General features: G+C 64.5%; 25 protein-coding genes and 1 pseudogene. 8 read left to right on the forward strand and 18 right to left on the reverse strand.

All coding sequences use genetic code 11. The features are described from left to right. Positions 1-29: 29 nt before the first annotated feature. The 3 genes from pmbA to VFW84_RS02305 all read left to right on the forward strand — a co-directional run bounded on the left by pmbA (position 30) and on the right by VFW84_RS02305 (position 3,342). Entirely contained in the window at positions 30-1,433 is a 1,404-nt protein-coding gene (gene pmbA, locus VFW84_RS02295; RefSeq protein WP_329678815.1) for a metalloprotease PmbA, read from the forward strand. A 190-nt stretch (positions 1,434-1,623) separates the two neighbouring features. Beyond that, entirely contained in the window at positions 1,624-2,706 is a 1,083-nt protein-coding gene (locus tag VFW84_RS02300; protein ID WP_329678816.1) for a TRAP transporter substrate-binding protein, read from the forward strand. Positions 2,707-2,859: 153 nt separating this feature from the next. Next, positions 2,860-3,342 (forward strand): YbaN family protein, encoded by a 483-nt coding sequence (locus VFW84_RS02305; RefSeq protein ID WP_329678817.1) that lies wholly within the window; start codon positions 2,860-2,862, stop codon positions 3,340-3,342. 6 nt (positions 3,343-3,348) lie between these two features. Here the strand turns inward: VFW84_RS02305 and VFW84_RS02310 are convergent, their stop codons facing one another. The 13 genes from VFW84_RS02310 to VFW84_RS02370 all read right to left on the reverse strand — a co-directional run bounded on the left by VFW84_RS02310 (position 3,349) and on the right by VFW84_RS02370 (position 13,798). Next, complete coding sequence (locus VFW84_RS02310) at positions 3,349-3,873, reverse strand: hypothetical protein (RefSeq protein WP_329678818.1); 525 nt, start codon at positions 3,871-3,873, stop codon at positions 3,349-3,351. Positions 3,874-3,987: 114 nt separating this feature from the next. Then, a complete protein-coding gene (locus tag VFW84_RS02315) occupies positions 3,988-5,496 on the reverse strand; it encodes a TRAP transporter large permease (protein WP_414638871.1) in 1,509 nt (502 codons plus the stop codon). Further along, positions 5,496-6,026 carry a TRAP transporter small permease subunit gene (locus VFW84_RS02320; protein ID WP_329678819.1) on the reverse strand — a complete coding sequence of 177 codons (531 nt, stop codon included), beginning with the start codon at positions 6,024-6,026 and terminating at the stop codon, positions 5,496-5,498. The genes VFW84_RS02315 and VFW84_RS02320 overlap by 1 nt, the downstream gene beginning before the upstream one ends. A 28-nt stretch (positions 6,027-6,054) precedes the next feature. After that, the gene (locus VFW84_RS02325) at positions 6,055-6,408 is read right to left on the reverse strand and encodes a TIGR01244 family sulfur transferase (RefSeq protein WP_329678820.1); all 354 of its coding nucleotides are present in this window, start codon (positions 6,406-6,408) and stop codon (positions 6,055-6,057) included. A gap of 15 nt (positions 6,409-6,423) precedes the next feature. Then, positions 6,424-6,870, reverse strand: a complete 447-nt coding sequence (locus VFW84_RS02330) for a GatB/YqeY domain-containing protein (protein ID WP_329678821.1) — start codon at positions 6,868-6,870, stop codon at positions 6,424-6,426. 119 nt (positions 6,871-6,989) lie between these two features. Further along, positions 6,990-7,202, reverse strand: coding sequence for a 30S ribosomal protein S21 (rpsU, locus tag VFW84_RS02335; RefSeq protein ID WP_012346814.1), 213 nt, complete (start codon positions 7,200-7,202; stop codon positions 6,990-6,992). A gap of 324 nt (positions 7,203-7,526) precedes the next feature. Then, positions 7,527-8,078 carry a 2-amino-4-hydroxy-6-hydroxymethyldihydropteridine diphosphokinase gene (gene folK / locus VFW84_RS02340; RefSeq protein ID WP_329678822.1) on the reverse strand — a complete coding sequence of 184 codons (552 nt, stop codon included), beginning with the start codon at positions 8,076-8,078 and terminating at the stop codon, positions 7,527-7,529. Then, positions 8,075-9,643: a polynucleotide adenylyltransferase PcnB gene (pcnB, locus tag VFW84_RS02345; RefSeq protein ID WP_329678823.1), complete on the reverse strand. Its 1,569-nt coding sequence runs from the start codon at positions 9,641-9,643 to the stop codon at positions 8,075-8,077. The genes folK and pcnB overlap by 4 nt, the downstream gene beginning before the upstream one ends. Further along, entirely contained in the window at positions 9,640-10,308 is a 669-nt protein-coding gene (locus VFW84_RS02350) for an HAD family hydrolase (protein WP_329678824.1), read from the reverse strand. Before VFW84_RS02350 ends, pcnB begins: the two co-directional genes overlap by 4 nt. Next, positions 10,305-11,132 (reverse strand): HdaA/DnaA family protein, encoded by an 828-nt coding sequence (locus VFW84_RS02355; RefSeq protein WP_329678825.1) that lies wholly within the window; start codon positions 11,130-11,132, stop codon positions 10,305-10,307. Before VFW84_RS02355 ends, VFW84_RS02350 begins: the two co-directional genes overlap by 4 nt. Continuing rightward, complete coding sequence (locus VFW84_RS02360; RefSeq protein WP_329678826.1) at positions 11,129-12,241, reverse strand: AI-2E family transporter; 1,113 nt, start codon at positions 12,239-12,241, stop codon at positions 11,129-11,131. The genes VFW84_RS02355 and VFW84_RS02360 overlap by 4 nt, the downstream gene beginning before the upstream one ends. Before the next feature lie 48 nt (positions 12,242-12,289). Further along, positions 12,290-13,060, reverse strand: coding sequence for a hypothetical protein (locus VFW84_RS02365; RefSeq protein ID WP_329678827.1), 771 nt, complete (start codon positions 13,058-13,060; stop codon positions 12,290-12,292). A gap of 21 nt (positions 13,061-13,081) precedes the next feature. Next, on the reverse strand, positions 13,082-13,798 hold the full coding sequence (locus VFW84_RS02370; protein ID WP_329678828.1) for a hypothetical protein: 717 nt from the start codon (positions 13,796-13,798) through the stop codon (positions 13,082-13,084). A gap of 143 nt (positions 13,799-13,941) precedes the next feature. On the opposite strand from VFW84_RS02370, the gene plsY reads away from it, so the two are divergent. Together plsY and VFW84_RS02380 are read left to right on the forward strand one after the other, a co-directional pair. Next, complete coding sequence (gene plsY, locus VFW84_RS02375; RefSeq protein WP_329678829.1) at positions 13,942-14,583, forward strand: glycerol-3-phosphate 1-O-acyltransferase PlsY; 642 nt, start codon at positions 13,942-13,944, stop codon at positions 14,581-14,583. Between the two features lie 9 nt (positions 14,584-14,592). Next, positions 14,593-14,970 carry a glutaredoxin family protein gene (locus tag VFW84_RS02380; protein WP_329678830.1) on the forward strand — a complete coding sequence of 126 codons (378 nt, stop codon included), beginning with the start codon at positions 14,593-14,595 and terminating at the stop codon, positions 14,968-14,970. Positions 14,971-14,989: 19 nt separating this feature from the next. Here the strand turns inward: VFW84_RS02380 and VFW84_RS02385 are convergent, their stop codons facing one another. The 4 genes from VFW84_RS02385 to dcd form a co-directional block, all read right to left on the reverse strand. After that, positions 14,990-15,613, reverse strand: coding sequence for an L-threonylcarbamoyladenylate synthase (locus VFW84_RS02385; RefSeq protein WP_329678831.1), 624 nt, complete (start codon positions 15,611-15,613; stop codon positions 14,990-14,992). A gap of 45 nt (positions 15,614-15,658) precedes the next feature. Next, positions 15,659-16,531: a 3',5'-nucleoside bisphosphate phosphatase gene (locus tag VFW84_RS02390; protein WP_329678832.1), complete on the reverse strand. Its 873-nt coding sequence runs from the start codon at positions 16,529-16,531 to the stop codon at positions 15,659-15,661. A gap of 57 nt (positions 16,532-16,588) precedes the next feature. Then, positions 16,589-16,963, reverse strand: coding sequence for a DUF1801 domain-containing protein (locus tag VFW84_RS02395; protein ID WP_329678833.1), 375 nt, complete (start codon positions 16,961-16,963; stop codon positions 16,589-16,591). Positions 16,964-17,232: 269 nt separating this feature from the next. Continuing rightward, positions 17,233-17,802: a dCTP deaminase gene (gene dcd / locus VFW84_RS02400; RefSeq protein WP_329678834.1), complete on the reverse strand. Its 570-nt coding sequence runs from the start codon at positions 17,800-17,802 to the stop codon at positions 17,233-17,235. A 191-nt stretch (positions 17,803-17,993) separates the two neighbouring features. On the opposite strand from dcd, the gene VFW84_RS02405 reads away from it, so the two are divergent. Then, positions 17,994-19,268: an MFS transporter gene (locus tag VFW84_RS02405; protein ID WP_329678835.1), complete on the forward strand. Its 1,275-nt coding sequence runs from the start codon at positions 17,994-17,996 to the stop codon at positions 19,266-19,268. A gap of 48 nt (positions 19,269-19,316) precedes the next feature. On the opposite strand, the gene VFW84_RS02410 is transcribed toward VFW84_RS02405, so the two are convergent. Then, positions 19,317-21,038, reverse strand: a complete 1,722-nt coding sequence (locus tag VFW84_RS02410; RefSeq protein ID WP_329678836.1) for a bifunctional protein-serine/threonine kinase/phosphatase — start codon at positions 21,036-21,038, stop codon at positions 19,317-19,319. A 198-nt stretch (positions 21,039-21,236) separates the two neighbouring features. Here VFW84_RS02410 and VFW84_RS02415 point away from each other — a divergent pair. After that, positions 21,237-22,463 (forward strand): annotated as a pseudogene (locus VFW84_RS02415) (NAD(P)/FAD-dependent oxidoreductase); the annotation flags it as partial. A 122-nt stretch (positions 22,464-22,585) separates the two neighbouring features. Next, a complete protein-coding gene (locus VFW84_RS02420; RefSeq protein ID WP_329678837.1) occupies positions 22,586-25,435 on the forward strand; it encodes a molybdopterin-dependent oxidoreductase in 2,850 nt (949 codons plus the stop codon). Positions 25,436-25,463 lie beyond the last annotated feature (28 nt).

A 25,463-nucleotide genomic window follows, 5' to 3' on the forward strand; every position in this document is an offset into this window, starting at 1 on the left:
TACGGGGGCACTCACCGACAAACCACAACATGGCCGTCAAACAAACCAAAACCGCTGCTTCCAAAGCCAAAAATGCCCACAACGGCTTCGCCTACAGCCGCGAGCAGTTCCAATCCCTGATCGAGGACACCCTCGCCCTGGCCAGAAAGCTGGGGGCCAGCGATGCCGGCGCCGAGGTCTCCGAAGGCGTGGGGCTGTCGGTGTCCGTGCGCAAGGGCAAGCTCGAAAGCGTCGAGCGCAACCAGGACAAGTCCATCGGCGTGACGGTCTACCTGGGCCAGCGACGCGGCAATGCCAGCACCTCCGACTTCTCCGCAGCCTCGCTGGAGCAGACCGTGCGCGCGGCCTATGACATCGCCCGCTTCACCGCCGAGGATCCGATGGCCGGCCTGCCCGATGCCGAGGACCTGGCCATGGGCCGCGCCGCCACACGCGATCTGGACCTCTTCCATCCCTGGAAGATCACCGCCGACAAGGCGGCCGAGCTCGCCTGCCGCGCCGAGGATGCCGCCCGCGCCGTGGACAAGCGCATCACCAACTCGGAAGGTGCCAGCGTGTCGGCCCAGCAGTCGCACTTCTTTGCTGGCAACACCCGGGGTTTCCGGGGGGGTTATGCCAGCTCGCGACACTCGCTGTCGGTCTCGCCCATTGCCGGGCGCGGCAACGACATGCAGCGCGACTTCTGGTACACCTCCGAGCGCGACGCCCGGGACATGGCCCGCCCCGAGCGGGTGGGCCGCTACGCCGCCGAGCGTGCCCTGGCCCGCCTGAAGTCCCGCAAGATCGCCACCTGCGAAGTGCCGGTGCTGTTCGAGAACACCCTGGCCGCCGGCCTGCTGGGCGCCTATGTGCAGGCCACCAGCGGGGGGGCGCTCTACCGCAAGGCCACCTTCCTGCTCGACAGCCTGGGGCAGCCCGTCTTCCCCAAGCACATCGACATCATCGAGGACCCCCACATCCTCAAGGGCAAGGGCAGCGCGCCCTTCGATGACGAAGGCGTGCTCACGCGCAAACGCATGGTCGTCAAGAACGGCGTCACGCAGGGCTACTTCCTCTCCAGCTACTCGGCTCGCAAGCTGGGCATGAAGACCACCGGCCATGCCGGAGGCTCCCAGAACCTGCTGATGCGCAGCCGCCTGACCCGCCCTCAAGATGATCTGCCCGCCATGCTGCGCAAGCTGGGCACCGGCCTGTTCGTCACCGAACTGATGGGACAAGGCGTCAACTACGTGACCGGTGACTACTCTCGCGGCGCGGCGGGTTACTGGGTCGAAAACGGCGTGATCGCCTACCCCGTGCACGAGATCACCATCGCTGGCCACCTGGGCGAGATGTTCAAGCAGATCGTGGCCGTGGGTGCCGACGCCTACACCTATGGCAGCAAGACCGTGGGCTCCATCCTCATCGAGAAAATGAAGATCGCCGGGCACTGAACCCTGGGCTGAGCTCAGGGGGGGCCTCCGTGCCCCCCTAGGTTCACACCAGCACGGGTAAGCCCTGCCCATGCGGGCGTGGCGCCAGGCCGCACCAATCCTAGAATCTGGCCACCCGACATCACACGTGCCCGCCTTGGTCGTGGCACGCGATCACCCCTTTTTTGACCGCACGCAGGAGAACCCGGCCATGCAACGTCGTTCCTTCATCAACCACGCTGGCCTGGCCGGCATCCTGGCCGCCGGTGCCGCACCCTCGGTCATTGCCGCCGAGCCCAATATCCGCTGGCGCCTGGCCTCCAGCTTCCCCAAATCCCTGGACACCATCTTTGGCGCGGCTGACGTCTTCGCCAAGAAGATCGCCGAAATGTCGGGCGGCAAGTTCCAGATCTCCGTGCATGCCGGGGGCGAACTGATGCCCGCCTTCGGCGTGGTCGATGGGGTGCAGAACGGCACCGTCGAGATGGCCCACACGGCCCCGTACTACTTCGTCGGCAAGGACGAAACCTTCGCCATCGGCTGCACCATCCCCTTTGGTCTCAACTCCCGCCAGATGAGCGCCTGGATGTACGAAGGCAACGGCCTCAAGCTGATGCGCGAGTTCTACGCCCAGTACAAGATCATCAACTTCCCTGGCGGTAACACCGGCGCACAGATGGGCGGCTGGTACCGCAAGCCCATCAAGTCCCTGGCCGACATGAAGGGCCTGAAGATGCGCATCGGTGGCTTTGCAGGCAAGGTCATCGAGCGCATGGGCTCCATCCCCCAGAACATCCCGGGCGGCGAGATCTATCAGGCCCTGGAAAAAGGCACCATCGATGCCGCCGAATGGGTGGGCCCTTACGACGACCAGAAGCTGGGCTTCCACAAGGTGGCGCCCTACTACCACTTCCCCGGCTGGTGGGAGGGTGGGCCCCAGCTGGACTTCTTCATCAACGAGAAGGCCTTCAATGCCCTGAGCAGCGAATACAAGGCCATGGTCGAAACGGCCGCCTCGCACGCCCACACCGAAATGCAGGCCCGCTACGATGCGCGCAACCCCTTGGCGCTCAAACAACTGGTGGCGGCCAAGACCCAACTGGTGCAGATGCCCAAGGCCGTGCTGGATGCCGCATTCAAGCATTCGATGGACATCTATGGCGAGCTCAGCGCCAAGAATCCCAACTGGCGGAAGGTGTACGCCGACTACGCCAAGTTCCGCGCCGACCAGAACCTCTGGTTCCGCTTCACCGAGGCCACTTTCGACCGCTACATGCAGTCGGCCAAGCTCTGATCTTCCGGTCAGAGCCCGAACTTGCGCCGAAATACCGGGAAAGTCCTCAAGCCAGCTCGTGCACGACACGATAACCCGGAGTAAGCTACGGCTGGGCGTGGTCTGAATGGGCCACGCCTGATCGTCAGCAATGACATGATTGGAGCGCAAGCCATGAGTTACCTCGGCACCCCGACACCCCATTCCGGTCGCGGCTCGCCTGTTTCCGGGGGGGGCTCGTCGCTGTGGCGTGCTCCTGAGGTTCACCACCCAGACTGGAGCCAGCGTGCCGTTCAGCGCACATGGCGCACGGTGGGCACCGTGTTTGTGGCCATTGGCGTCGTCAACGCCTTCATCCCGCTGCTGCCCACCACCATTTTCCTGCTGATCGGCCTGTGGGCCTTCGGCAAGAGCGATCCGCAGATGTGCGCACGCCTGCTCGATCACCCCCGCTTCGGCCACAGCCTGCGTCTGTGGGTGGAAAAGCGCCAGATGACCCGCAAGAGCAAGATTGCCGCCTGCTGCGGCATCGGCCTGAGCGCGGCCTTCACCGCGCTCGTGATCGGCCCCAAGACCGTCACCTGGGCGGTGATGGCCGGGCTGGGCGGCCTGTGCATGTACCTGGCCTCGCGGCCAGAGCCTACACCGGTCGCCTGATCACGTTCAGGGCTTGGCCTGCTGCTGAGGTGTTGCGGGTTGAACCACGGAGTTGCCACCCGTGGCATCAGCGGTCTTGTTGGCCGCTGCCGTGACCTCTGCGGCCGATGTCATGCCGGGCGGCGGAGCCATCACCAATGATTGCCCCATCTGAACCGAGATCAGCGAGGGATAGTCGAACGCTGCGCCGGTGCTGATGTCGACACCGGCACCGATGATCCCACCGAAAAGGATGTTGCCGAAGGCCATGCCCTTGGTGAAGGACTTCACCGTCGACAGACCCGGATTGATGCCTGTTTTCTCGCACTTGATGGCCAGATCGGCAGCGCTGCGGTGCACGGTGGTGGACCCGGGCGAGGTGATGTACCAGGTGCCCTTGTCGTTGGAGAGCGTGCAATTGGCGCCGACCACCGCATCGCCTCCCTGACGGGTGTCCACGGACACGGGCTGGTTCTGGCCATTGACAATCGAGGCACAACCGCCCAAAGCCAGCGTGGACACGGCCACGGCGGACATCACGAATCGTTTCATGCGTTCACTCCCTGAAAATTGATGAACTTTGTTGCAAACAATCGGCCAGTCTAACGTCCTGTCACGAATGTTCACGCGCCGATGTCTGCACGTCACCACATCCAGGCAAGGGGATCAGCGATCCTTGCCGATCGCATCCTTCACAGCCTGGGTCGGATCGTCGCTGTCCACCGGATCGGGCATGGGCATGGAGGGCGTGGACTCCATGGACGGCTCGCCGGTGTCCTCGATCTTCATTTCGATCTTGACGTCGTCCACATTGACCTGGGCCTCCTTTTCCAGCCAGTAGGTCACCGACTCGGGCCAGAAGATCACCACGGCCACCAGCAGCAACTGCATCCCCACCCAGGGTATGGCGCCCAGATAGATGTCGCGGGATTCGATCGGCTTGGGAATCGCACCATTCTTGAAGATCTGATCGCCGATGCCGCGCAGATAGAAGAGCGCAAAACCGAAGGGTGGGTGCATGAAGCTGGTCTGCATGTTCACGCACAGCAGCACCCCGAACCACACCAGATCGATGCCCAGCTTCTGGGCCACCGGCGCCAGCAACGGCACGATGATGAAGGCGATCTCGAAGAAGTCCAGGAAGAAGGCCAGGAAGAAAACGAACAGATTGACCACGATCAGGAAGCCCAGCGGGCCACCTGGCAGATCGGCCAGCATGTGCTCGATCCAGACGTTGCCGTCCACTCCCTGGAAGACCAGCGAGAAGACACTGGAGCCCAGCAGGATGAAGATCACCATGGCGGTGACCCGCAGGGTCGAGTCCATGGCCTGCCAGATCAGGCTGAGGGTCAGACGTCGATGCAGGGCCGCCAGCACCATGCCGCCGATGGCCCCCAGGGCACCGGCCTCGGTCGGTGTGGCCAGGCCCATGAACAAGGTCCCCAGCACCAGGAAGATCAGCACGATCGAGGGCAGCATGCCCCACAGCACGCGCTTGAACAGCGCCGCACCGCGCAGGGTGCGCGCCTCTTCGGGCAAAGGTGGCACCCACTGCGGACGCAGCACCGCCACCCCGAGGGTAAAGAGCAGGAATAGCGCCGTCTGCAGCAGCGATGGCCCGATGGCACCACGGTACATGTCGCCCACCGAGCGGCCCAGCTGGTCGGCCAGCACCACCAGCACCAGGGAGGGCGGAATCAGCTGAGTGATGGTGCCCGAGGCCGCGATCACGCCGGTGGCATAACGCATGTTGTAGCCATAGCGCATCATCACGGGCAGCGAGATCACCCCCATGGCGATGACGCTCGCAGCCACCGTGCCCGTGATGGCGCCCAGGATGGCGCCCACGATGATGACGGCAAAGCCCAGGCCCCCGGGCTTGCTGCCAAACAGCTGGCCGGTGCCTTCCAGAAGGTCTTCGGCCAGGCCACAGCGCTCCAGGATGGCCCCCATGAAGGTGAAGAAGGGAATGGCCAACAAAAGCTCGTTCGACACGATGCCGAACAGGCGCAGCGGCAGATTGGCCATGAAGGCTTCCGGGAAGAAGCCCATGTGCACCGCGTAATAGCCACAGGCCAGGCCCAGACCGGCCAGCGAGAACGCCACCGGAAAGCCCGCCAGCATGACCACGATCAGCGCACCGAACATGAGCGGCGGCATCATCTCCATCGTGATCATTGCAGCGGCCTCTCGTATTGGGGATTCAGATCAGGCCCGCCGCTGATCAAGATGATGCGCTTGAACAGCTCGGACAAGCCCTGCAAGGCCAGCAAAGCAAAACCACAGGGAATGGCCGCCTTGATCGGCCAGCGCAGCAGGCCGCCGGCACTGGGCGAATGCTCCTGCTGGTGATAGGAGTCGAGCACCGAAGGGATCGACAGGTGCACCACGATTGCGCACACCGGCAGCAGCACCAGCGCCAGACCGATGGCGTCCACCCAGGCCTTGGCGCGCGGGCTGAGGCCGCCGTAGACCACGTCCACCCGCACATGCTCATTGAGCTTGAGCAGCAGGGGCGCGCCAGCAAACACGGCCATGCCAAACAAATACCACTGCGCCTCCAGCCAGGCGTTGGAGCCCAGATTGAAGGTGTAACGCAGCATGGCGTTGCCGGCACTGAGCAGGCAGGCCAGCAGCAAGGCCCAGGACGCCGCCACGCCCAGCAGGCGCGACAGGCCGTCCATCAGACGGATATAGAACAGCATGGTCTGCAACCCTCCCGTGTTGCGGACCTTACTCGTCCAGCGCCGTGGCCTGCATGTACAGCTTGGTCGAACGCGCCCCGCTGCGACAGAACATCAGCAAGGGCCGCGGCAAGGTCTTGAGCAGCTCTGCGCAACGAGCGATCTCTTCAGGCGACTGGTAGCCCCCCTGCACCGGCAGGTAAGCGTAGGCCAGGCCCGCGGCCTGGGCGGCGGCCTCGATGGCCGCGCTGGTGGGCTGCTCAGGGCCGCCTTCGAAATCCGGGCGATTGTTCAGCACGGCCTTGAAGCCGGCCTCTGCGGCCGATGCCATGGTCTCGGGCGTGAGCTGCGGAGCGGCGTAGACGTCCTCAGCGATGGGCTGCAGCGAAACGGAGTTGCTCATGAACAGTCCTTGTGTTCAGGCCAGTGCGGCCTTGACGGCAGCAGACACCTGCCCCATGTCGGCCTGACCAGCCAGGCGCTGCTTGGCCGCACCCATGACCTTGCCCATGTCGCCGGGGCCGGAGGCCCCCAGCTCGGCCACGATGGCCTGGATGGCGGCGGCAATCTCGTCGGCGCTCAGGCGCTGGGGCAGATAGGCCTCCAGCACGAGGATTTCTGCCTTTTCCTTGTCAGCCAGCTCGGGGCGGCCGCCCGCGGTGTATTGCTCGGCCGCGTCCTTGCGCTGCTTGATGGCCTTGTCGACGATGGAGACCACCAGGGCGTCATCGCTGGTATCGGCCTGCTCGTCGACTTCCTTTTGCTTGATCGCGGCCAGCAACATGCGGATGGTGCCCAGACGTTCAGCGTCTTTGGCGCGCATGGCGTTCTTCATGTCTTCGGTGATGCGTTCTTTGAGCGTCATGGTGGTCAACTTTGTCAGGACGAAAAATGCAAAAGCCCGCATGGGCGTCCCCGCGCGGGCTTGGTGGACGATCACGGTGCGCCATCAGCGCAGAGTGAGTCCAGGCAGCAAGAAGCGAATCAGTACAGCTTCTTGGGCAGCTGCATGCTGCGCACGCGCTTGTAGTGGCGCTTGACGGCGGCAGCCTTCTTGCGCTTGCGCTCGGCGGTGGGCTTTTCGTAGAACTCGCGGGCGCGCAGTTCGGTCAGCAGACCCAGCTTTTCAATGGTGCGCTTGAAACGGCGCAGGGCCACGTCAAACGGCTCGTTTTCCTTGACACGGATGGTCGTCATGTACAGATTCGCTTTCAGATGAATGCATTCAAAAGGGCTTGTCGCATGGCCACAGCCTTGCCGATCGAAGCTCACCACACAAAAGCCCTAAGGGCCCAGGCTCGATGCCATGGCTCCCACGCTTCCAGTTTCCGCGGTTGGAAACGGGGGTCCTAGAAAAACCGGCTCTCACGTGTTGTGAAAACGGCCCCTCAGGGAACCTTTACGGGTATGCACAGCTCGCTTCAAGCAGCGCTGGCCAGCGGACTACTTTGCAAACATGCGAAGCAAGCCCCACCAACAAAGCCTGAGATTCTACCCCGATTTGCCCAGATATTCCAGAAATTATTTGAAATGAAGCGCCCGGGGGGACTTCTCGATACCCTGCAGGGACGCCAGCCGGGCTCGCTCCGTCTGATCCGGCAAGGCGGTCAGCACATCACCCAGCGCCTGAGCCACCTCGGCCAGCGGCTCCAGGACAAAGGCGCGTTCCGCCCAGCGCGGGTGCGGCAGCGTCAATTCGGTGCTGTGGCGGCGGGCCGTGTCATAGAGCAGCAGGTCCAGATCCAGGGTGCGCGGGGCATGCCGGTAGGGGCGCTCGCGCCCGTGACATTCTTCGATGGTCTGCAGTGCATGGAGCAACTCCAGAGGGCCCAAAGAGCTTCGCACGGCAGCCACCGCATTGATGTAGTCGGGGCCGTCCGCATCCACCGGACGGGAGCGGTACGCGCTGGACACCGCCTCGATCTGAGCCCCTGCCACCGCCTGCAGGGCCGTCAAGGCAGCCTCCAGTGTCTCGTGCGCCTCACCCAGGTTGCCCCCCAGGCCCACATAGGCACGGAAACTCACCGGCCCCAGAGCGTCAGCCCGGGCGGCCGGTGCCGGGAGAGAGCTCACTCGGCGTCTCCACCGCCCGCATCCGGGCTGCCACCGCCTTCGGTGGGCTTGCGACGGCGACGACGGCGCTTCTTGGCCGGGGCATCGCCCGACGCCCCTTCCCCACCAGGGGGGCTGCTGCCGCCACCCGAGGCCGGGCCACGGGCCTGGCGCTTGGCCATTTCCTGGTCGCGGGCCACCTCCATGAGGTGACGGCGCTCGGGCATGTCGGCCAGGGAGAAGGCCTCCCACCACTCAGCCAGTTGCATGTCGGCCTCGCCCACCTGGGCGCGCAGGCGCAGGAAGTCGAAACCGGCACGGAAGCGGGGTTGTTCCACCAGCGTGAGGGGGCCATTGCCGATGCGGCGCTCGAAACGCGGCTGCATGGTCCAGATCTCGCGCATGTCGGAGGCCAGCTTGCCGCGCCCGGAGATGTCGCCAACGCGGGCATCGAAGACTGCGTCGGTGGCCGATTGCAGGGCCGGGAAGGTGGGCTCGCCCTGGGCCATGTTGCGCTTCCACTGATCCAGCACGTCGTGCCACAGCAGACAGGCCAGCAGGAAGCTGGGGGCCACGGGCTTGCCCTCGCCCACCCGGCGGTCGGTGTCGCTCAGGGCCAGGTCGATGAACTGCTCGCGCTGCAGGTGCTGCGGGCGGGCAGGGTCGAACACGGCATCCAGGATGGGGAACAGGCCCCGATCGAGGCCCTGCTTGCGCAACTGCTCCAGCGAAGCCTTGGCGTGACCGGTCTGCAGCAGCTTGAACATCTCGTCGAACAGGCGCGACTGAGGAATGTTGGCCAGCAATTCCCCCATGGCCTTGAGGGGCTGGCGCGTCTTGGGCTCGATGTCGAAGCCCAGCTTGGCGGCAAAACGCACCACGCGGATGATGCGCACCGGATCTTCGCGGTAGCGGGTTTCCGGGTCACCGATCATGCGCAGCACGCGCTTCTTGGCATCCTTGATCCCACCGTGGTAGTCGACCACGATGCCCGAGGTCGGGTCGTAGTACATGGCGTTGACGGTGAAATCGCGACGGGCGGCGTCCTGATCCTGCGGGCCCCAGACGTTGTCGCGCAGCACGCGACCACTGGCGTCCACCACATGCGACTTGTCGGCCAGCTCCTTGCGGGAGGTCTTCTCATTGCCGGAAACCTGCTCGGCGGCATCGGCATCCAGGTAGGCGCGGAAGGTGGAGACCTCGATCACCTCGTGCTCGCGGCCACGGCCGTAGACCACGTGGACGATGCGAAAGCGCCGCCCGATGATGAAGGCGCGGCGGAACAGGCTTTTGACCTGCTCGGGCGTGGCGTTCGTGGCCACGTCGAAATCCTTGGGGCGGTGCCCCAGGATCAGGTCGCGCACGGCACCGCCCACGATGTAGGCCTCGTAGCCGGCCTGGTGCAGGGTCTGCACCACCTTCATGGCGCGCTCGTCGACCCAGCTCGGGTCGATGCCGTGCTCGCTTTGGGGAACGTCGACGCGCTTGCCCGTGGGAATGCCGGTCTTGGCCGCCTTGCCCGCGCCCTTGGCACGGGAGGCAGCGTCAGGCTTGCCCAGAATTTTGTGGATGAGGCTCTTGATCATGGAAACAGGTACAACAGGCGCCAGCCACGGGCCTTGGCCTGGGCTTCGAGCGCGGGGCTGGGATTGGTGGCCACCGGATCGGTGGCCTGCTCCAGCAGGGGAAGGTCGTTGGGTGAATCGCTGTAGAAGCTGACCCGCTCAAAATCGGTCAGCGTCTGGCCACGTTCAGCCAACCATTGTTCGACACGTGTGATTTTGCCCTCCCTGAAGGAGGGCACGCCATCTATTTGTCCTGTGACTTGCCCTTGGGCGTCACGCACCAGCTTCACGGCGATCAGGTCGGCCACGCCAAAAGCCTCCGCAATCGGTCGGGTGACGAACTCGTTGGTGGCCGTGACGATGGCGATCTGGTCGCCGCGATCACGGTGATCCTGCACCAGTTGCAGGGCCTGAGGCTGGATGGCGGGCTCGATCACCTCGTCCATGAAACGCTGCTGCAAGTCGCGCTGATCGGACACCGAGAGGGTGCGCCAGACGCTGGTCGTGAAGTCGATGTACTCCTCCAGCACCAGGGTGCCCTCGCAGTACTGACGGTAGAAGCCATCGTTGCGACTGCGGTAATCCACCGGGTCGGCCAGACCGACACGGATGAGGAATTCACCGAACTCGTGATCCGAGTCCAGCGGCAGCAAAGTGTGGTCCAGATCAAACAAACAGAGGTTCATGCATGCTCCTGCGCCAGCATCTGCTTGAGCAGGGGCACGGTCACCACCCGCTGCTCGGCCAGCGCATATCGGTCCAGCCTGTCGAGCAGGCCCATCAGAAATCCCAGATCACGGCTGAAATGCGTGAGTATGTAGGGCAGAACGCCTTCGGCCAGCTTGAGACCACGCCGTCGGCAGTCCGACAAGAGGGCCTCGCGGACACCCTCATCGTCCAGCGGCTCGACCGAGAAGACCAGCCCCCAGCCCAGCCGGGTGCGCAGATCATCGCGCACGGGCAGATCGACGGGCGGCACGCGCCCCGCCGCCACGATGGCCATGCCCGGTCGGGCGCCCTCCGGGTCACCCCGATCCTCGGCCGCCTGTCGGGCCGCCGCCAGCGAGGCGGCACTCTCGATGAACAAATTGAAGGCCCAGTGCTGTTGCTGCGCGTCCAGCGACTCGCAATCGTCCAGCAGCACCAGGGTGGGCGCCTCGGGCGATTCCGTCTCCCAGGACTGGAAGCCCGTGGTGCCCAGCCACAGCACATGCCACCCCTGCGACAGGGCGTGGTGGGCCAGACCTTGCAGCAGACGGGTCTTGCCGCAGCCCCTGGGGCCCCACAGGTAGGTGGGCGCCCCTGGCTGAGCGCTGTCAGGCCAGGCCCGCAGCCAGCACAGGAGCTCGTGGTTGCGCCCGGCCGCGAAATCGTCCAGGCTGGTCGAGGACGCATGCCCCAGATCCAGCGGCAACTGCCGCATCGTCGGCACGGTCGGCCACAAGGATGTGTCTGCCGGGTCCACGGCCGTCGGCATCCGCTCGTCCATGGCGGTCTCGGCCACGCTCATGCCGACCCCAGATAGAGCCGGCTGCGGCGATAGCGCTGCACACCGCGCCGCAGAACCACCATCAGCAAGGCGCTGACAGGCAAGGCCATGAGCACGCCCACGAAGCCCAGCCACTGGCCAAACAGCATGAGCACGAAGATGACGCCCGCCGGATGCAGGCCGATGCGCTCGCCCACCAAGCGAGGCGTGAGCAGCATGCTCTCGATCAGTTGCCCCAGGCCATAAACCACCGCGACGGCCATCACAGGCCACCACAGCCCCCCACTGGGGTCCGCGGAAAACTGCAGCACACCGGCCAGCAAGGCCAGCACCAGGCCCAGACCGAAACCCAGGTAGGGAATGAAGACCGCCAGGCCGGTGAAGACGCCAATGGGCAAGGCCAGATCGAAGCCAAAGAGCATCAGCGCCACGCTGTAGTAGGCGGCCAGGATCAGCATCACCAGGATCTGACCGCGCAGGTAATGGCCCAGCATCTCATCGGCCTCGGCCAGAAAGCCATCCATGCCCGCGCGCCAGGGCAAAGGCACCAGATCCCGTGCCAATCCCATCAGGCGCGTCCAGTCCAGCAGCCAGTAGAAGGCCAGCATGGGCACCAGGACCGCCAACCCAGCCAGGGTCAGCATGGCGCTGCCCCCCACCATCAGGGAGCTGAGGGCCGCACGCGCCCATTGCTCACCGTGACTGTTCATCAGATTGACCAGGATGGGACGCAGATCACCCAGATCATGGGGCACTTTCACACCCACCTGCGTGAGCCAGGGCACCAGGACATGCCAGCCACGCCCGGCCAGCTCGGGCAATTGCTGGCGCAACATGGGCGCCAGCTCCAGCGCGATGGGCACCAGCAACAGCAGGAGCAGCAGCGCCAGCAGGACCGCGCCCAGCACGCTCAGGACCACGGCCAGCAGCCGTGGCACCCGCCACCCCACCAGTCGCGCCACGATGGGCTCCAGCACATAAGCCAGCGCCAGACTGAGCACGAAAGGCGCCAGAATCAAGGCGTTCAGCCACACGAGCACGCCCACCACGCCCAGACTCAGGCTGGTGGCGATGAGGGAGGACCAGTTCGGTCCAGAAGGCGCGCGTGGTGCGTTCAAGGCATCAGACATGACCCGGGCATTCTATCGATGCCCGATCACCTCACCCGGGGAGCACGCTTATTTCAGATCAGCACACTGCGCGCTGCCATAGACGTCCACCCGAGCGGCCTCCAGATCGGTTTCGAACTTCTTCTGGTTCGCCGCACGCAGTTCGGGGGACAGCTTGTAGAAGGCGCCGGTGAGGTCGGCCTTGCGGCGCTCCCAGTCCGCCAGACAGGCGGCTTCACGCTCCTGCGCATTGCTGCTCATCTTGGGCGCCGACTGCTCCAGCCTGGATTTGCATTGCTGGACCTTCTGGTTGCGCTGCGTTTCATCGCCTTCCATGCTGTTGATCAATGCCGCGCAGACCATCAGGGCCTCGTCAAAGGTGACCTCGGCATTGGCCATGCGATCCGGCAAGCCTGCAATCAGCTTTTCACCCAGTTGGCGACGCTCGGCCGTGTTGCCGCCCTCTTCCATGCTCTGCCAGAGCTCGAAGCCACGCTGAAAGCGCAGGTACTCGGCCACCCGCTTGAGTTCCGATGCGGCATTGGGATTCGCGCCAATGGCCTCCTTGAGCGCTTTCCACTCGTCCTCCTGGAAATCGGCGGGACGACCGTCTGCCAGGATCTCGGGGGCGGCCGTCAGGGCGGCTGCCGCCCGCTTGAGCTGATCCTGGTGCGCTGAATCAGCTGCTGGCGCGCTGGCAGCCACGCCCTGCGCCACCGGCGCGGACGCCTCGGGCTCCGAGCGCAAGGACCACCACAGCCCCGCCGCGACCAGGCCAATGAGCACGGCCCCACCAATGAGGATCGGCGTGCGGGAGGAAGAACGTTCGTAGGAAATCATGTCAGGTGACCGGGTTGTCCATCATTGACCGCAGGTCGGGCTGTCATAGACCGCACGCTTGGCCTTGTCCAGTTCAGCCTCCAGTTGCTGAGGATCACGCTGAGACGCGGGTCGGGCCTGGAACTCGGAAACCAGGGCGGCTTCGCGGCGACGGTATTCGGTCTGGCACTGCGCCGTGCGCATGCCCTGCTCGGTGTCGGTGCGAGGCGAGACCGACTCCAGTCGCTGCTTGCAGGCTTCGGCCTTGGTGTTGCGGGCAGCCTCATCGGGTTCCAGATCGTTGAGCAGCATGGCGCAGATCAGCGTGGCTTCGGGCAAGGTCACTTCGGCCTGACTGACCCGATCGGGCAGGATCTCCATCAGGTGCCTGGCCAGGGCATGGCGAGGCGCAGGATCCGTGGCCTCCTGCATGCCTTGCCAGCGCTCGAAATCACGCTGGAACTTCAGGAAGGTGGTGACACGCTGGAGCTGCTTCTGGCCATCGGGCTGCTTGCTCATGGCCTGGCTGATGGCCGCCTGATCCGCCGCCGACATCTCGCCATCACCCGCTGGGGCGTCCATGGCGCCCAGTTGCGGCGCAGACGCAGACACCACCGCAGGGGCACTGGCAGCCGTATCGACATGGGGTGCAGACGCATCCCCGCTCATCCACCACCAGGCACCGGCACCCGCGACAGCCAACACCGCCACGGCCACGATGGCCGTGCGGGAACCCGAGGAGCGATCGTAAGAAATCATCCGCAGTACTCTCAGCAAGAAATAACCGCCCATTGTCGACCACAGTTTCAGGCAGCCACCGCTGGGATTTCCCCAGGCCCCCGTGCCCTACACTTGCGCCTCCCGCGCCGCATGCGCAGCGATCTCTCCTAGGTCTCACCGAGATGGACACTCACACCCTGTCACCCACGCTCACCGCCGCCCTGGGCGCCCTGGTGGGCTACCTCATCGGCTCGCTCTCCTTTGCCGTGATCATCAGCCGCCTGTTCGGGCTGGACGACCCCCGCAACTACGGCTCAGGCAACCCCGGCGCCACCAATGTGCTGCGCTCGGGCAACAAGGCCGCGGCCATCCTGACCCTGGTTTTTGACGCGCTCAAGGCCACCATTCCCATCATCGTGGCCCGTCAGCTCGGCCTGGACGATACCGCCGTGACCCTGGTGGGCCTGGGTGCCTTCCTGGGCCATCTGTGGCCGGTGTTCTTCAAGTTCGAAGGCGGCAAGGGCGTCGCCACGGCTGCGGGCGCCCTGCTCGCCTACGACCCCGCCATGGGGGGGCTGGCTCTGCTGGTGTGGCTGGCGGTGGCCATCGTGACGCGTTACTCCTCCCTGGCCTCCTTGTGCGCGGCCGTGGCTGCGCCGATCATTCAGGTGGTGCTGGGCGGCTGGGGCCCCATGGCCATGGGCATCATCGTCATGAGCATCCTGCTGATCTGGCGCCATGAGGCCAACATCCGCAAGCTGCTGGCCGGCCAGGAAAGCAAGATCGGCCAGAAGGCCAGCGCGCCCGGCCCGGGCCGGAACTGACCCCCTTCCATGCCCGAATCCGCACCTCCACCGCCGCGTCGCCCCACCTCCCTGTGGTCGCTCGCGCTGCTGCTCCTGCTGGTGTGGGGCGGTCATCAGGGCTGGCAGTGGTGGCGCAGCACCCACGCGGTCCAGGAGATCCAGCGACTGGCGGGCCCCGGGGACATCGTCATGTACACGACGACGGAGTGCCCTTACTGCGCTTCCGCTCGCGCCTGGCTGAAGCGGCATCAAGTGCCCTGGCGAGAGTGCAATGTGGAGACGGATCAGATCTGCCAGATGGAGTTTCAGGCCCAGGGGGCGCCCGGCGTCCCCTTGATGCGCGTGAAAGGTCAGTGGCGCCTGGGTTTTGACCCTGCGTGGCTCAGCCAGGCCTTGCAACGCTGAGCTGAGCAGCACCTCGGGGTCACAGACCGAGCGTGGACAGCGGCCCTCGCCCCTCGCGCACCACCTCGGCCCCACCCTTGGAGAGATCGATCACGGTGGTCGGCTCCATGGGGCAGGCCCCGGCGTCGATGATGGCCTGCACCTGCTTTTCCAGACGCTCACGGATCTCATTGGCGTCATTGAGGGCGTGATCCTCTCCGGGCATGATCAAGGTCGTGGCCAGCAAGGGCTGCCCCAGGATCTCCAGCAGCGACTGGGTGACCCGATGATCGGGCACGCGCAGGCCGATGGTGCGCCGAGACGGGTGTGACACCCGGCGCGGCACTTCCTTGGTGGCTTCCAGTATGAAGGTGTAGGGCCCCGGTGTGCCCAGCTTGACCAGCCGGTACTGCTTGTTGTCGACCCGCGCATAGTTGGCCAGCTCGGACAGATCCCGACACAGCAAGGTCAGATGGTGCCGCTCGTCGACGCCACGGATGCGCCGCAAGGCGTCGACGGCCGCCTTGTCGTCAAGCTGGCAAACCAGGGCATAGCTGGAATCCGTGGGCACGGCCGCCACGCCGCCCTGCGTCAGGATGGCCGCTGCCTGCTTGAGCAGGCGTGGCTGTGGGTGTTCGGGGTGAACTTCAAAGAATTGGGCCATGGTGCAAGGTTAGCAGCACCTGGCAGCGGGGCTGCCCTCTCCTGCTCAGGCGCGGGCGATGCGCGACGCCAGGGCTTCCCAGACCGGGGTGAGCCGTGAGGGCAGTCCAGGCAGCGTGCCCAGATCGGTGTGACTCTCGGCGGGGTCATGGAAATCCGATCCGCGCGACGCCAGCAGATCGAACTCCACCGCCATGTCGGCGTACTTGCCGTATTCGGCCTGCGTGTGACTGCCGGTCACGACTTCAACCCCGCGCCCACCGTGCGACTTGAACTCGCTGAACAGGGCAAACTCTTCATTGGGCGTGAAGTCATAGCGCCCCGGATGGGCGATCACGGCCACACCACCGGCCTGCGTGATCCAGCGCACAGCATCGCGCAGGCTGGCCCAGCGGTGCTCGACATAGCCAGGCTTGCCCTCAGTCAGGTAGTGACGGAAGACCTCATGGGTGTCCGAGCACACACCCGCTTCGACCAGGTAGCGTGCAAAGTGGGTGCGCGAGATCAGATCGGGGTTGCCCACGTACTTGAGCGCCCCCTCGAAGGCTCCGGGGATGCCCACACGGGCCAGTCCATCGGCCATGTCGCGGGCACGCCGCTCACGGCCACCACGCGTGGTGACCAGCCCCTGCACCAGTTCGGTGTCTTCTTCATCGAAACCCAGGCCGACGATGTGCACCGTCTGGTGCGCAAAGCTCACGGAGATCTCCGTGCCGGTCAGGTAGTCCATACCCAGGGCATGGGCCGCGCGACGCGCACGCGCCTGACCTCCCACCTCATCGTGGTCGGTCAGGGCCCAGAGCTGGACCCCGTTGCGATGGGCTCGCGCCGCCACATCCTCTGGCGCCAAGGTGCCATCAGACACATTGGAGTGACAGTGGAGATCGGCATTGACCAGGAGCATGGGATTGGCTGACATCACGTCTTCGATTGTAGGAAGCTCGACTCGCTCGTGACAGCCTGGGCCGCAATAACCCTATCGCAAGGAGCGGCCCCAGGCGTCGACGCTGGCTTGCGTGAGTTCGGCAATCAGCTTTTCATCGATCGGCTGACGGTAGCGGAACTTGACGTGTCTCATGCCTTTGCCCGCGCCCTGAAGCTCGGGGAAATCGCTGAGCAGCAGCACACCGTTGAAGACCTGCAGGTGGGCATTGGCCTTGAACATGACAATGGCCAGCAGGTTGTCGCCGTCGTTGGTGAAGACCAGGTTGCCCCACTTCACTTCGGGGCGCAACTGAGGCGCGGTGGCCAGTATGACTTTCTGGATCGCCTGAGCGGTTTCACGCTGCTCGGGACGAACACTGTCATAGAACGCGTTGATCAACGCAGGGGATTGAAGGGGTCGGCGCATGGGGGATAGGCCCAAACAAAAAAGGTACTACAAGAGCGTTGATACATGACCACCCCCTCCCTGAAGCTCATGAGAACTTCCGTGTGACCATACAGCCGGACTCTGTTCATCGGCATTTTTTCTCGCTCCCCCATGAACATGGGGAAACGGAACCATATGAACGTCCCGGCGTGCCAAATGCACTCAACTCAGCCTTGAATCCTACCTGATGAATCTGGTCCGCGCATCCTTGAATTGAGTGTCTATACGACCTTATCGGCCGAGCACGCTCAAGTTTTAGGCAAGGTGACGCCGCGTTGACCCTGATATTTGCCACCTCGGTCACGGTAACTGGTTTCGCAGACCTCGTCACTCTCGAAGAACAGCACCTGCGCGCAACCTTCGCCAGCGTAGATCTTGGCAGGCAGCGGCGTGGTGTTGCTGAACTCCAGGGTGACGTAGCCTTCCCATTCGGGCTCGAAGGGGGTGACGTTGACGATGATGCCGCAACGCGCATAGGTGCTCTTGCCCAGGCAGATGGTCAGCACATTGCGCGGGATGCGGAAGTACTCGACCGTGCGGGCCAGCGCAAAGCTGTTGGGCGGAATGATGCAGACATCGCTGTTGATGTCGACAAAGCTCTTTTCGTCGAAGTTCTTGGGATCCACCACCGTGGAGTGGATGTTGGTGAAGACCTTGAACTCGGGGGCGCAACGGATGTCGTAGCCGTAGCTGCTGGTGCCATAGCTCACGATCTTCTGGCCATCGGCGGATTGACGGACCTGTCCGGGCTCGAAAGGCTCGATCATGCCGTGCTCTTCGGCCATGCGGCGGATCCAGCGGTCTGACTTGATGCTCATGGAATCTCCTGCTCAATGGGCGTGATTGTCACACCGCTTGAGCCTGCTCCCGCAGCCGGCCCCGCATCAGGGGGGCCCTCGACCTCAGGCGATGCACCAAAGACGCTCGCACCGATCTGGCACGGATTCTGCATTGGATGTGGCACCAGCATGGACCCAAAGCAGGTCCGTGCACCACGCTGAGAATTCATATGAGCAACTTCAAGACCTTTCTGCGGTCAGGCCACGCGCCGACCCTTCTGGCTTCCTTTCTCTATTTCGACTTCACCTTCGCCATCTGGGTGCTGAACGGTGCCATGGCGCCGTTCATCAGCGAGACCTTCAATCTCTCGCCGGCCCAGAAGGGATTCATGATCTCGGTGCCCATCCTGGCGGGCGCACTGATGCGCTTCCCCCTGGGTGTGCTGGCCCAGTACATCGGCCGCAAGAACGCGGCCATGGCGGAGATGGGGCTGATCGTTCTGGCTCTGCTGTTCGGCTACGTCTTTGTCGACACCCACAACGAGGTGCTGGCCATGGGCGTCCTGCTGGGCATTGCCGGCGGCAGCTTCGGGATCGCCCTGTCGCTGGGCTCGGGCTGGTTCCCCGCCAAGTACAAGGGCCTGGCCATGGGCATTGCGGGCGCTGGCAACAGTGGCACGGTGCTGGCGGTGCTGTTCGCTCCGCCCCTGGCCGCGCGCTTTGGCTGGCAGGCCGTGTACGGACTGGCTGCCATCACCATGGTGCTGCCCATGATCGTCATGGCCGTGATCGCCAAAGAGCCGCCTGACATCGAACATCAGTCCTTCCGCGAGCACATCGCCTGCCTGTTCGAGAAAGATGGCTGGGCCTTCAGCCTGATCTATGTGATCACCTTCGGTGGCTTCATCGGTCTGGCCAACTTCCTGCCCACCTACTTCCATGACCAGTTCAAGGTGTCCAAGATCGAAGCCGGTCAGCTCACCATGCTGGCCACGCTGATGGGCTCGGCCACCCGCATCGTGGGCGGCTATGTGTCGGATCGCTGGGGCGGCATCAACGCCCTCACTGGCGTGCTGGCCCTGGTCATCGTGACACTGGTGATCTGCGGCACGATGGGCCAGAACCTGGCCATCACCACCTTGCTGTTCATGCTGTGCTTCGCATCCCTGGGGGCCGGCAATGGCGCGCTGTTCCAGCTCGTGCCCCTGCGCTGGCCGCTGACCACGGCCGTGGCGGGCTCCATGATTGGTGAACTGGGCGCCCTGGGTGGCGGCTTCATCCCCAACGCCATGGGCCTGTCCAAGCAGTATTCGGGCAGCTACTTCTACGGCTTTGCCGCCTTCGCCGCCCTTGGCGTGGCTGTGCTGGTGATGATGCGCGTGATGCAGATCCGCTGGACGCGCACCTGGGCCGAGAAGGGAGGCCGCGCGCGCAGCACAGCCATGGGCGAGGCCCTGGTCCAGCACGGCAACACCAACGGATCGCTGTCATCACAGGCTCGCTGAGCGGCCACAGGGAGGAGACCACAGGGGCCATCGGCCCCTGTGGTCATTTCAGCGGCTGGGCAAGAACACCAGCCAGTACGCCAGCAGGACATTGAACAGCACGGAGACCGCCAGGGCGATCTTCCAGGCCGCCGCCGGATCACGTGCCAGCAAGGGTGTGGCCTGCGGGGCCCCCAGAGGCCGCGAGGCACCCCGCTCCAAGGCCAGCAGCATCTCTTCGGCCGTCTCGAAGCGCTGCCGGGGATCGCGCGCCACGGCCTTGAGCACCACGTGATCGAGCCAGATGGGCACATCCGGCCTCAGCCGGGAGGGCGCCACAGGGTCACGGCGGAAGCGGCCCAACTGGTAGGGCTCGATCTCACCGTAGGGCAACTTGCCCGTCAGCCACTCATACAAGGTCACCCCCAGGGCGTAGAGATCACTGGCCTGGCTGGCTTGCGAACTTTGCGGATCGTCCCCCCATTGCTCGGGGTTGATGTAGCTGGGCGTGCCCGCATGCAGGCTGCGCAGCGCCTTGGGCTCCTGCCCGGACAAGGCCACTCCCAGATCGATCAGGCGCCACTGCCCATCCTTGCCCAGATGCACGTTTTCGGGCTTGATGTCGCGATGGATCACCCCATGCTGGTGCAGACGCCCCACGGCGCGGCAGATGACCATGCAGGCATGCACGACTTCGGCCACCTCCTGACGGCGCCCCTCCATCAGTTGGCGCAAGGTCTGCCCCTCCTGCCACTCGGACAAGGTATAGAAGCAGGTCGGGTTCAAAGGCTCGATCGCACGGATCAGGCCGCGTGAATCCCGCTCGGTGATGCGCGCGCCCAGCCAGGCCTCATGGGCCAGCATGGCCCGCTCTTCGGGGTCATTGGCTCGCGCCTCATGCAAGGTCTTGAGCGCCAGCAGTTGCCCATCTTCATGGCGCTGCACCTGGTACACGCGGTGCACGCCGTTGTTGGCCACCAGCGATAGCACCGTCATGTTGTCCACACGCGCACCGGCGTTCCATCGCGGAGGCACCGGCAGGATGCGTCCACGGCGCTGAGCGTCTTCCAGTTGAGCCCCCGTCAGACCGCACACACGAAGCACCAGTGCCGTGGCATTGTCGGTCGACCCCGACACAAGCGCCTTGGAGACCAGGGCTTCACTGGCCTCCTGTGCGCTGCCCTGGGTGGCCAGCATCGCAATCTGTCGACGTTTGAGCACACCGTGCACACCGTCGCTGGTCAGCACAAGCACATCGCCAATCTGGATATCGCCTTCGGTGTAGTCGACACGAACCGAATCCTCCATCCCCAGAGCGCGAGTGAGCCCATTGTTGAACTCATGCCCCCCCATGGTGTGGTCCTGAGTCAAGAGGCTGCACTCCCCTCCCCGGATCAACCAGGCACGTGTATCCCCCACGTGAGCCACGGTATAGCCATGCCCTCGGAGGACCAGCGCTGTCAGTGTCGTCATGCCCAGCGGCGCATCCCGAAAGACCTGACGTCGGCGATTGTGGTCGCACAGCCAGGCGTTGTGCGCGCCGATCAGCCGATCCAGGGCCACGGTGGTGTCCCAGGTCGCCGGCGTCGCGTGATAGTCGGCTGTCAATGCCAGCACCGCCGACTGCGCAGCCTCACGCCCACCACCTCCACCGGACACACCATCGGCCAGGGCCGCAATCACGCCGAACCCGGCCTGATGGGCGGGTGGGTACGCCACCGCCGCATGATCTTCCAGTCGCTCACGCATCCCGCGCTCGCAGGCGAGCCCCACATCCAGTTCAAAACTCATATCCAGACCCAGCTTGTTCGATCTCTCTCAGCGCATGTCGGCACCAACCCTGTGCACCGATCGTGTTTGAAGCATCGATGCAGCAAGTTTCCTGCCCAGCCAAGGTGCGCCAACCCACACCGGTGCAGAGAACCCGACACTTGGCCTCGGACTTGCTTGTGAACAGCCATAAAAGATTCCCCGCTGTGGAGCATTCGCATGAAGAAGATGAAACTGGTGCTGGTGGGCAACGGCATGGCCGGCGTCCGCACGCTGGAAGAGTTGCTGAAGATCGCCCCCGATCTCTACGACATCACCGTCTTTGGTGCAGAACCGCACCCCAACTACAACCGCATTCTCTTGTCTCCCGTGCTCGCAGGCGAGCAGACGGTGGACGAGATCATCCTCAATTCCGTCGAGTGGTACGCCCAACACGGCATCACGCTGCACATGGGCAAGAAGGTGGTCGGCATCGACCGTACCCGGCGCATCGTGACGGCAGACGACGGCACCCAGGCCGAATACGATCGACTGCTGTTGGCGACAGGCTCCAAACCCTTCATCTTGCCGGTCCCGGGCAAAGACCTGGAAGGGGTGATCGCCTATCGCGACATCGCCGACACCGAGGCCATGATCAAGACCGCACAGACGCATCGCCACGCCGTGGTCATCGGAGGAGGTCTGCTGGGTCTGGAAGCGGCCAATGGCCTGATGCAGCGCGGCATGAAGGTCACCGTGGTGCACATCGGCCCCTGGTTGCTGGAGCGGCAACTGGACGAGGTGGCCGCCAAACTGCTGCAGCGCTCGCTGGAAGAGCGTGGGCTGACGTTCATGCTGGGCGCGCAGACTCAGGAGCTGGTGAGCGACAGTGTCGATGGTCGATCAGGCCGGGTCTCAGCCGTGCGTTTCAAGGATGGCACCCAGATCTCCGCGGATCTGGTGGTCATGGCAGCAGGGATCCGCCCCCACACCGAGCTGGCCGAAAAGATTGGCATCTACTGCAACCGCGGCATCGTTGTCACCGACACCCTGCAGACCGTGACCGATCCACGCGTCTACGCGGTGGGTGAATGCGCGGCCCACCGCGGCATTGCCTACGGGCTGGTCGCGCCCCTGTTCGAGCAGGGCAAGGTATGCGCCAACCACCTGGCACTCAAGGGCATCGGGCGCTACACGGGTTCACAAGTTTCCACCAAGCTCAAGGTCACTGGCATCGATCTCTTTTCTGCCGGCAATTTCATGGGTGACGATGACACAGAAGACATCACCTTGTCCGACCCGATGGATGGGGTCTACAAGAAGCTGGTCCTCAAAGACGACAAGCTGGTGGGCGCCTGCCTGTACGGCGACACGGTCGACAGCAGCTATTACTTTCAGTTGATTCGTGAGGGGCGCAACATCCGCGAGCAGCGCGATCTCCTGATGTTTGGTCCTGCCAGCGACGGGCAAGCCCAACAGCCGCCTGCGTCAGAGCCCCCCACAAAGAATGCCCCCGTGCACCGCATCCGCATCGACGAGCCCTCTGCCACTGCTTGAGTGCGCACCACTCCTGCGTTCACTCCTGCGCCATGAGCACCATCATCCCCATCGTCGCGGCCTCCGACAGCCGAGTCCGTACCACCCACGCCACCTGTCCCTATTGCGGAACGGGATGCGGCGTGATCATCGAATCCACGCAAGGGCGCATCACCAACGTCCAGGGTGACCCCGATCACCCGGCCAACTTCGGTCGCCTGTGCACCAAAGGCAGCACCCTGCACCTCACCGCCGGCGCCCACGTGCAGGACCAGTCGCGTCTGCTGTTTCCACAGCGCCGCATGTCGAGAGGCAGCGAGGCAGAACCCCTGTCCTGGGACGATGCGCTCGACCACGCCGCGGAACGCCTGGCAGACATCGTGCGCCGCCATGGCCCGCAAGCGGTGGGCTTCTATGGCTCCGGCCAATTGCTCACCGAAGACTATTACGTGCTCAACAAGCTGGTCAAAGGCCTGCTGGGCACCAACAACGTCGACACCAACTCGCGCCTGTGCATGAGCAGCGCCGTGGCAGGCTACAAGACCACGCTCGGCTCCGACGCCCCGCCCGCCTGCTACGACGACTTCCAGCACGCCCAGACATTGTTCATCGTCGGGGCCAATACGGCCTGGGCTCACCCCATCCTGTTTCGCCGCATTGAAGATGCCCGGCGAGCCAACCCGGCCATGAAGCTGATCGTCGTGGATCCGCGCAAGACCGAAACGGCCGAGATGGCCGATCTGCATCTGGCCATCCTGCCTGGCACCGATGTGGCGCTCTTTCACGGCATGCTGCATGTGCTGCTGAGCGAGGGCCTGCTCGACCTGAGCTATGTGCGTGATCACACCCATGGCTGGGATGAGCTGCGCGCCATCGTCGCCGACTATCCTCCCGACACCGTGGCCTCGATCTGTGGTATCGCCGTCGCGGACCTGCTCCAGGCAGCGCGCTGGTTTGGCGCCCATACCCCCACGCTGTCGCTGTACTGCCAGGGGCTCAATCAGAGCAGCAGAGGCACCGACAAGAACGCCTCGCTGATCAATCTCCATCTGGCCACGGGTCAGATCGGTCGCCCGGGAGCCGGGCCCTTCTCACTGACTGGCCAGCCCAATGCCATGGGTGGGCGTGAAGTGGGGGGCATGGCCAACTTGCTCAGCGCCCATCGAGACCTGTCCAACCCGCAGCACCGTGCAGAAGTCGCGCACTTGTGGGGCGTGCAGGACGTTCCTGCCACACCAGGGCTGACCGCCGTCGAGATGTTCGAAGCTGCGGCCCGCGGTGACATCAAGGCCTTGTGGATCGCCTGCACCAACCCAGCCCAATCTCTGCCCGATCAGGCGACCGTGCGCAAGGCTCTGGAAACCGCTGAGCTGGTCGTGGTTCAGGAAGCGTTTGCCACCACCGCCACCTGTGCCTATGCTGACCTGCTCCTGCCCGCCACGACCTGGGGCGAACGCGATGGCACGGTCACCAACAGCGAGCGTCGCATCAGCCGCGTGCGACCGGCCATCGCACCTCAAGGTCTGGCCCGTCATGACTGGGACATCCTGGCCGATCTGGGACGCCGCCTGGAGCAACGCCTGCCGGAACTCACCCAAGGACGGCGCCCCGGTGTGCGCACGCTGTTCGACTACGACCGCCCGGAAACCATCTGGAACGAACACCGTGAATCCACCCGTGGCCGAGATCTGGACATCACTGGCCTGAGCTACGAGATCCTGGACACCCAAGGGCCTCAGCAATGGCCCATGCCTGAGGGCAGCACCCAAGGTCGGGCCCGTCTGTACGAAGACGGTCGATTCCCCACGCCCGACGGCCGTGCACGCTTTGCTGCGGTGCGTGCTGAGCCCGTTTCCGAGCCATGCGATGCGCGCTTCCCGTTCAGCCTCAACACCGGCCGCCTGAGAGACCAATGGCACGGCATGAGTCGCACCGGCACGCTGGGTCGCCTGTTCGGCCACGTGAGCGAGCCTGCCATCGAGCTCAACCCCCAGGACATGCAGCGCCTGGATCTGCGCGCAGGCGATCTGGTGCAGGTGGTTTCGCGACGCGGAGAGCTGACACTGCCGGCCCACCCCAGCGAGAGCATCACCAGCATGCAGTGCTACATCCCGATGCACTGGGGCCAGGAAGCGCTGAGCGGACACGATGCCTCGGGTCGCGCCATCGCCGGCGTCAATGCCCTGACCTCGCCCGCCCTGTGCCCCAAGTCACGCCAGCCGGAACTCAAGCACGCAGCCGTTCACATCAGCCAGGCGCATCTGCCCTGGCGCCTGCTGGCCGTCGCCTGGCTGCCTCAGGATGAGGCCTTGCGCGTACGCGAGGCTCTCAAGCCCCTGATGTCCGCCTTCAACTACACCAGTTGCGTGCCCTTCGGCCGCGAGCCCCACGTGCAGGGCAAGGTGGGTGTTCTGTTCCGGGCCGCAGCCCAGGACGCCGCCAGCACCAGCGTGCTCCAGCAGATCGAACGACTCATGGGCATCGAAGGGCACGATGTCCTGCGCTACGACGACCGCCATCAGGGGCAACACCGGGCCATGCGCATGGACCGCTCGCCCGATGGCCTCAAGCTGGAGGCATTTGTGCTGGCAGGAGACATCAGCGCAGAAGCCTGGATCAGGCCTTTGCTGCAAGATGAACTGCTGGCCGACGCCTATGGCCGGGCGCTGCTCTCGCCAGGGGCGACACCGCCGGTCAAGATGCCCACCAAAGGCAAGCAGATCTGCGCCTGTTTCAATGTGACTGAAACTGCCATCACACAAGCGCTGGCTAGCTGTCCAGGATCGCCAGACGAACGCTTGTCCTTGCTGCAAGGCCAGCTCCGATGTGGCACCAACTGTGGCTCCTGCATCCCCGCGCTCAAAACTCTGATCAAGTTGCATCCGGTTTTGGCCCAGGCATAGACTGGGTCACCGCCATGCAGCGACAATG

Source organism: Aquabacterium sp. (genome assembly GCF_036279655.1).
Taxonomy (GTDB): domain Bacteria; phylum Pseudomonadota; class Gammaproteobacteria; order Burkholderiales; family Burkholderiaceae_C; genus Aquabacterium.

Bases quoted from the DNA above. Each gene is read 5' to 3' on its own strand.
- pmbA (WP_329678815.1), top strand. From the start codon at position 30: ATGGCCGTCAAACAAACCAAAACCGCTGCTTCCAAAGCCAAAAATGCC.
- VFW84_RS02300 (WP_329678816.1), top strand. From the start codon at position 1,624: ATGCAACGTCGTTCCTTCATCAACCACGCTGGCCTGGCCGGCATCCTG.
- VFW84_RS02305 (WP_329678817.1), top strand. From the start codon at position 2,860: ATGAGTTACCTCGGCACCCCGACACCCCATTCCGGTCGCGGCTCGCCT.
- VFW84_RS02310 (WP_329678818.1), bottom strand. From the start codon at position 3,873: ATGAAACGATTCGTGATGTCCGCCGTGGCCGTGTCCACGCTGGCTTTG.
- VFW84_RS02320 (WP_329678819.1), bottom strand. From the start codon at position 6,026: ATGCTGTTCTATATCCGTCTGATGGACGGCCTGTCGCGCCTGCTGGGC.
- VFW84_RS02325 (WP_329678820.1), bottom strand. From the start codon at position 6,408: ATGAGCAACTCCGTTTCGCTGCAGCCCATCGCTGAGGACGTCTACGCC.
- VFW84_RS02330 (WP_329678821.1), bottom strand. From the start codon at position 6,870: ATGACGCTCAAAGAACGCATCACCGAAGACATGAAGAACGCCATGCGC.
- rpsU (WP_012346814.1), bottom strand. From the start codon at position 7,202: ATGACGACCATCCGTGTCAAGGAAAACGAGCCGTTTGACGTGGCCCTG.
- pcnB (WP_329678823.1), bottom strand. From the start codon at position 9,643: ATGATCAAGAGCCTCATCCACAAAATTCTGGGCAAGCCTGACGCTGCC.
- VFW84_RS02350 (WP_329678824.1), bottom strand. From the start codon at position 10,308: ATGAACCTCTGTTTGTTTGATCTGGACCACACTTTGCTGCCGCTGGAC.
- VFW84_RS02355 (WP_329678825.1), bottom strand. From the start codon at position 11,132: ATGAGCGTGGCCGAGACCGCCATGGACGAGCGGATGCCGACGGCCGTG.
- VFW84_RS02360 (WP_329678826.1), bottom strand. From the start codon at position 12,241: ATGTCTGATGCCTTGAACGCACCACGCGCGCCTTCTGGACCGAACTGG.
- VFW84_RS02365 (WP_329678827.1), bottom strand. From the start codon at position 13,060: ATGATTTCCTACGAACGTTCTTCCTCCCGCACGCCGATCCTCATTGGT.
- VFW84_RS02370 (WP_329678828.1), bottom strand. From the start codon at position 13,798: ATGATTTCTTACGATCGCTCCTCGGGTTCCCGCACGGCCATCGTGGCC.
- plsY (WP_329678829.1), top strand. From the start codon at position 13,942: ATGGACACTCACACCCTGTCACCCACGCTCACCGCCGCCCTGGGCGCC.
- VFW84_RS02380 (WP_329678830.1), top strand. From the start codon at position 14,593: ATGCCCGAATCCGCACCTCCACCGCCGCGTCGCCCCACCTCCCTGTGG.
- VFW84_RS02385 (WP_329678831.1), bottom strand. From the start codon at position 15,613: ATGGCCCAATTCTTTGAAGTTCACCCCGAACACCCACAGCCACGCCTG.
- VFW84_RS02390 (WP_329678832.1), bottom strand. From the start codon at position 16,531: ATGTCAGCCAATCCCATGCTCCTGGTCAATGCCGATCTCCACTGTCAC.
- VFW84_RS02395 (WP_329678833.1), bottom strand. From the start codon at position 16,963: ATGCGCCGACCCCTTCAATCCCCTGCGTTGATCAACGCGTTCTATGAC.
- dcd (WP_329678834.1), bottom strand. From the start codon at position 17,802: ATGAGCATCAAGTCAGACCGCTGGATCCGCCGCATGGCCGAAGAGCAC.
- VFW84_RS02405 (WP_329678835.1), top strand. From the start codon at position 17,994: ATGAGCAACTTCAAGACCTTTCTGCGGTCAGGCCACGCGCCGACCCTT.
- VFW84_RS02410 (WP_329678836.1), bottom strand. From the start codon at position 21,038: ATGAGTTTTGAACTGGATGTGGGGCTCGCCTGCGAGCGCGGGATGCGT.
- VFW84_RS02420 (WP_329678837.1), top strand. From the start codon at position 22,586: ATGAGCACCATCATCCCCATCGTCGCGGCCTCCGACAGCCGAGTCCGT.